Consider the following 412-nt stretch of genomic DNA (forward strand, 5'->3'; position numbering starts at 1 on the left):
CCGGGGTCATGGCCGGGGCCCGTGGCGCAGTGGCGATCCTGCATCTGAACGATGGCCCGCCGCGCAGCTTCCTGGCCGGGGAAACCCTGACCCAGGGTGTGCGCCTGGCTGCGATCGAGGCCGACGGCGTGCTGATCGAGCGCGGCGCCGAGCAGTCGCGGATCAAGGTCAGCAAGCTGCCGGACTCGCCGGAGCTGCCGCGGTTGACCCGCTAGGCCTCACTGGCGTTGTACCTGCGGCCGGCTGACCAGGGTTTCCAGGCGCGCAAGCGGCGGCGCCTCGCGGCTGCGGTCGCTGACTTGCACCTGCACCCGCACCAGCCCCGGCGCACTGCCCGGGGCGATGCGGGTTTCGCAGCGCAGCTTGAGCCGTCCCTGGTCGCAGTCGAGGTTCTTCACGCCGCTGTTCAGGC

Annotated in this window: 2 protein-coding genes; one reads left to right on the top strand and one right to left on the bottom strand. The window is 71.8% G+C overall.

All coding sequences use genetic code 11. The annotated features are described in order from the left end of the window. Nucleotides 1-215: type II secretion system protein N (locus F6S12_RS33030; protein WP_315870025.1), on the top strand; the 215-nt coding region annotated here is incomplete at its 5' end. A gap of 3 nt (nt 216-218) precedes the next feature. Here F6S12_RS33030 and F6S12_RS33035 read toward each other — a convergent pair. After that, a partial coding sequence (locus tag F6S12_RS33035) for a type II secretion system protein GspI (RefSeq protein WP_315870026.1) occupies nt 219-412 on the bottom strand: 194 nt, incomplete at its 5' end.

Origin of the sequence: Pseudomonas sp. JV245A (assembly GCF_032424515.1) — a bacterium.
In the GTDB taxonomy this organism is placed as follows: domain Bacteria; phylum Pseudomonadota; class Gammaproteobacteria; order Pseudomonadales; family Pseudomonadaceae; genus Aquipseudomonas; species Aquipseudomonas protegens.